The organism is Bacillus sp. SIMBA_154 (assembly GCF_046536015.1).
Lineage (GTDB): Bacteria > Bacillota > Bacilli > Bacillales > Bacillaceae > Bacillus > Bacillus pumilus_P.
This window is the reverse complement of the sequence record NZ_JAWJBV010000040.1, coordinates 1-5,053: the sequence shown is the minus strand read 5'-3', so window position 1 is coordinate 5,053 and position 5,053 is coordinate 1. Positions and strand designations below refer to the sequence as shown.

Below are 5,053 nucleotides of genomic sequence, written 5' to 3'. Positions count from 1 at the left end.
CTACCCCCGATCTTCGGGGGATGCCCCTTCGGCTGGCGCAAACAAACGGGGTTTGTTTGAATCAATAGGCTTTGGGTGTGGTGAATGAGTCAACTCCTTAATGCTCACTTTCGTTCCGCTTACCGTTGACTCATGCCTAATGTTTTTCACTCCATTTTTTAAACAGTAACGCTCCTTTTGAATGCACACTTTTCCGAAACAACACAAAACAAACACGAACTTAATTCACAGTTTTTAAACCCTTGTTGTGACTGATTTTTTTACAAAACGTTACCAAACTTTCGTGAAAAAACCCTCGTTGGCTTTTCTAAAAACACGCACATTTTTTGGTGCGTATAACTGGGCACTTTGACAAGTGATTGACAACTGGTCGATCATTTTCCATCACAGATCCGCCAGTGACCGGCCCGTTTTTCAGTAGTGATCGGGAAGTGATCACCTCAAAAATCGCCACTGCTGCAGGAGTGATTTCCACCACTTCTTTGGGGTCTTTTTTTTGCTAGGCTTTGCCTAGTTCCACACCATAAGTGGGGACAAAAACCCCTTATGCTCTTCTCACTTTTCCTTTTTATGGTGTGGCAGATTTGCCGTTTCTGACACATCACCGCATTTTTCTCCTAAAAAAAGGTGTGTCAGAATTTCATTTTTAGGCACATTCCTTTCAAAAATCGCAACCGGCACGAAACAAATCACACTGGGATTTCAAACATGAAATGGTTGCAGTTTTCCCTTATGCTCTTTTCACCTTTTCCTAAATGTCTCCGGCGACACTTATCAAATTTTTTCTCTTTCAACCCGCTACGCAAAACAAAAACATTTTGCCTTTTGATCTAGGAGGGCGTAGCGTATACCGTAGCGAATGAATCATAAAGAGGTGAACCCGCTATGAAACCCGAAACCTACCTTTCTTCACAAGACATTGCAAACAAGCTCAATGTCTCCAGCGTCACGATACGCAAATACGCCGCCATGCTTGAGAAAAACGGCTATAATTTCGCCAGAGACACTAAGGGATGGCGTCAGTATAATGAGTCCGATTTATCCGCTATGGAGTATATATACACACACTCTAAATTGAGTGGTAAATCACTAGAAGAAATAGCCAAACTTGTAGCGACCTTGTATCGGTCAAACTTGTCCATATCGGATACCGCTACACCGCTACAAGATGTCAATGTCGCCGATCTCATTCAAAGACAAGAAGAATTCAATCGGGCCATCCTGAAACGACTCGAACAATTTGAAGAACAGCAAAAAAAGCGAGATGAAAATCTCATGCTCGCTTTGAAAGAATCCATTGAAACAAAAAAAATGATTGCTACTGCTCAACAAAAAAAGTGGTGGCAATTCTGGAAATAAAACGTCCAATAACAATGGCGCACTCATACACACCCTTGTGAGAGTGCTAAAATCTTTCGATTTCCGTCAAGCGTGTAACAAAAAAGCAGACTCTTTTGAGCCTGCTTTCGCCAAATAATTTCATGATCCCAATAATTGATAACCAAGAAACATGAATATAAAAAAACTGAAAGAAGTTATGAAATTTAAGAACGTGAAAAGATATTTTTTACCCATTATACTTAACACAATTCCAATTGGGCCAATCACAAAGTTTAATAACCATAGAATACTACTTTGCCCAAAGAAAACATTGGGAACCCACAATAAAATACCAATAATAAAACAAAGAAATGAAAGATTCCTTAAAGTTTTTGTATTCAAATTATCACTCTCTCAAAATATTATTTTAATAACAACCGTTCGCCTTCACTTGGACCAAAAAATACGCCCAAACATTTCTGGCTACTACCTTTTCAACGAACCCCATCTTTTTTAGATCTCGTTGTATTCGACCCATTAACCTAGCATCACTCTTACAATCAAAATAACCATATTTTTTATAATCGAGATCATGTTTTTTACATGCAGCATCTAGTAAACCTTTTGTTGGACCACCGCCATAACCAGGACCACACCAATTACCCCAAACAGGAAGTGATATTTTAGTTGTTATACGGTCACTATCAACTGAATTATTGTAGAACTTAAAATAAGAATTACTGAAGTCATTAAACGCTTTACCTTGATCTAAGAGTTCTTCTGATTTTCCATCTAGTCTAGCCTGATCAACATCAAAGTAAAGCTTTCCATGTTCATTAGAACTTATATAATTAAACATCTCTTTAAGAATTTCATCGTCTAGCATATCAATGTCCAAACCTTCAAGTTCTTTTAAATTACTAGCTGCAGAAACCCGTTCACCACCAAAATTAGAAAAACCAAGTAAAACAGACAAAATCATCATAACACTCAAAATTTTACGCATACAATAGCTCCTTATAATCAATTTATACAACAAGCATACAACAAAAGGTACTAAAGTAACTTTTTTCCTTGGCTTTTTAAGGTTAATTTAAACTATTATTCAGATAAAAAAGCAGACTATTATAAGCCCACTTACCTAATTAACTATGTAATTCTTGATGCAGACATGCCAACGTGCCACGACTTTAAACTTATAAAGAAAAACCGACTCAATTGTCGGCTTCTTCTGCTTCTGAAAACGCACATGCAATGATCATCAAAACAAACATAATGATTGCCCCTAAATCCATTACATGAATTTCAATGGTCATCATGTTCACCTCCACAGTGAACGGATTCTACCACAGAAATTTTCATCAAAACGAAGCTCTAAAAAATAAAAAAAATGATTGCGGTCACCGCAACCAAAAAAGAAATTTTCCAATGAATTCCCAACGCTAAATCAATCAATGATAGGATGAAAACATGTCAAAAAAAGGAGGGAGAACTATGACTTATGCTGTTGTATTTTTTTACGCCGCCACTTAATAAAAGTCACTGAAAACACAAGAAGTAAAATCGCAATAAGCTTGAAAATAAAGCGAGTGAAGAAAGTAGCATCTTCGAACTCAGTTGCAAAGATACAAGCTCCTATGATTATCCCGATCATGCCTACTACCCAATTCCAAAACACATCAATCACTCCTCAATTACCTTTTTTTATAAAAATAACATTTTTTATCCATGTGTGTATTATCGCACAAAAACAAGGGGGAAATATTCAAAATGAAAAAGTTCATAATCTTGATGCTAGGTCTGATGCTATTCTTAACAGCTCCATTACAAACAGTAGCCGCAGCAACCCAACAACCGCAAGAAATTAAAGAGTCTTATCAAACTGAAATTGAAGGCAAACTACATACTTTCAATTCTTTGACCAAAGGTAGCACTCAAACAATAACAATTGATAATGGTGAACAAGTAGATACCGTTTCTTTTGACCGAGCAAAAGAAGAACTTCGTATCAACAATGAATTAGTGGACGTCGAGGAATTTAAAGAAGCTGGACAAGAATTAATCAAAGAAGACGGCGAGATTAGTGCAAAGTCAAACAAAGATTACCAATGGAGACTGGTAAAGACCTATAAAAACAAATTCAACATCACTGTTGCTATTGTTGTTGTTGTGACAGGTGCGATTTTAGCAATACCAACGGGGACCGGTGCTGTAGCTGGCGCAGTCTTGACACTGAAAGCAGTAGCTTTAGCCGCTTCAGCAGTAACTTCAGCTTCAGGATCAACAGGTCAAAAAGTCTTTCATTACACATTCAAAACGTACTACAGCCCGAAAAACGGCTACTGGAACAACAAATTCGTTTTATCTATCTACAAAGATTCAAAGCGTAAAAAGCATGTTAAAACAGTTTCACATACGACACGTCTTGGAAAAAAATATTAAAAAAGAAGCAGGCTCCAGTAAGAGCCTGCTTTTCTATGTGATTATGTAATTCTTGATCCCAACATGCCAATGAGCCATGACTTCAAATGTCTCATTCGCTACCTCATCATCATCTTCTTCAATTCTGATCAGATCCCCGTCCTCGGCATCAGTCAAATTCAGTTCTTGATGGATCTCTTTTAAGATCCCGCCATAACCGATCAACCGCCTGGCATTCAATGCATCATCCAAATAATAAACCGTATCCAAATTTTCCTCGGTCACTTCATTCCCACGTATCACATCAGTGTCTTTCACTGGATACTTAGAAATCTCTAAAATGGCTTTCTGCTCTTCCATTTCTGCTCGCACTTCTTTTTCAATCGCTTCCGCATCGATTCCCTTTTTTCCTTTGACCCGCTGCACATGCACAATCGGTGTGTAATCCAATTTCATTGCACGCTTCCATAGGCTCGTCCACTCTTTTTGATTAATATAATTTTTCCCAAAGTAACCTTTACGAACAGGAATCAACACATGAAAATGCGGGTGATATGTATTTTGTTCATGATTTTTTGTAATTTCTAAAGCTCTGAAATAACCAAGCACAGCCGTTTTGACTGCTTTATATCCAAACAAGCGATTCCATGCTTTCATCATATCCGAAATGGTCTGTTTCAGATCATCGCCCTCAACGTTTTTTACTGTCAACGTAAGGAATATCCACGCAGGCTTATACTGCCTGTTCGCTTCTTCCACGATCAATTTATTGTGACTTGCAATCTTTAACGACCTTCGCCACGCACACATAGGGCATAACCTCACTTTACAAAAATAGGCTTGATATAATCGTAGTCTCCCCGTTTCTTTGTCTCTCCTAAACGCAAGACATTCCGCACAATCACATACTTTCTCTGCCTTTTTTCCGTAGTAAGGCGCACCGGTACGCTTTTCCAAAGCCTTATAATGATCAGACATCAACGTAGATTTTCGCTTTTTTCCTCGCCAATCCCGCTTTTTACCTGTTGCGGTTTTGTCCTCAAGGATGGTATAATTCGAATTGGAATCAACAAAATTACATGTATTACACATAAAAAAACCCTTTCTGAAGCTAGTTATCTAGCACTCTATTATTTTGGTTGGCACTTTAATAATAGCAGATGGGGTTTTTCACTGTCAAATTACCATTAAACCCTTGACACGACTGGAATTAGAACACTTTTTTAAAATTGAGTTGTTTCTATATGTATCAAGATAAGAAAAGACACGATTCTGACTCCGTCAAAATCGCCTAAAACTAAAACCCAAAACC

Annotated in this window: 4 protein-coding genes; 2 read left to right on the top strand and 2 right to left on the bottom strand. The window is 37.8% G+C overall.

Features of this window, described 5'->3' with window-relative positions; translation table 11 throughout:
* The first annotated feature begins 885 nt into the window (after positions 1 to 885).
* Positions 886 to 1,359 carry a DUF3967 domain-containing protein gene (locus tag R0K30_RS20945; RefSeq protein ID WP_410612678.1) on the top strand — a complete coding sequence of 158 codons (474 nt, stop codon included), beginning with the start codon at positions 886 to 888 and terminating at the stop codon, positions 1,357 to 1,359.
* 388 nt (positions 1,360 to 1,747) lie between these two features.
* Here the strand turns inward: R0K30_RS20945 and R0K30_RS20940 are convergent, their stop codons facing one another.
* Positions 1,748 to 2,326, bottom strand: a complete 579-nt coding sequence (locus R0K30_RS20940; RefSeq protein ID WP_367308427.1) for a phospholipase A2 family protein — start codon at positions 2,324 to 2,326, stop codon at positions 1,748 to 1,750.
* Positions 2,327 to 3,090: 764 nt separating this feature from the next.
* Between R0K30_RS20940 and R0K30_RS20935 the strand changes: the two genes are divergently transcribed.
* The gene (locus R0K30_RS20935) at positions 3,091 to 3,762 is read left to right on the top strand and encodes a hypothetical protein (RefSeq protein WP_410612676.1); all 672 of its coding nucleotides are present in this window, start codon (positions 3,091 to 3,093) and stop codon (positions 3,760 to 3,762) included.
* 33 nt (positions 3,763 to 3,795) lie between these two features.
* Here the strand turns inward: R0K30_RS20935 and R0K30_RS20930 are convergent, their stop codons facing one another.
* On the bottom strand, positions 3,796 to 4,833 hold the full coding sequence (locus R0K30_RS20930) for a protein rep (protein ID WP_410612674.1): 1,038 nt from the start codon (positions 4,831 to 4,833) through the stop codon (positions 3,796 to 3,798).
* Positions 4,834 to 5,053: the final 220 nt, after the last annotated feature.

What these genes read in the sequence shown, in the direction of transcription:
- R0K30_RS20945 (WP_410612678.1), top strand. Translation starts at nt 886, where the DNA reads ATGAAACCCGAAACCTACCTTTCTTCACAAGACATTGCAAACAAGCTC.
- R0K30_RS20940 (WP_367308427.1), bottom strand. Translation starts at nt 2,326, where the DNA reads ATGCGTAAAATTTTGAGTGTTATGATGATTTTGTCTGTTTTACTTGGT.
- R0K30_RS20935 (WP_410612676.1), top strand. Translation starts at nt 3,091, where the DNA reads ATGAAAAAGTTCATAATCTTGATGCTAGGTCTGATGCTATTCTTAACA.
- R0K30_RS20930 (WP_410612674.1), bottom strand. Translation starts at nt 4,833, where the DNA reads ATGTGTAATACATGTAATTTTGTTGATTCCAATTCGAATTATACCATC.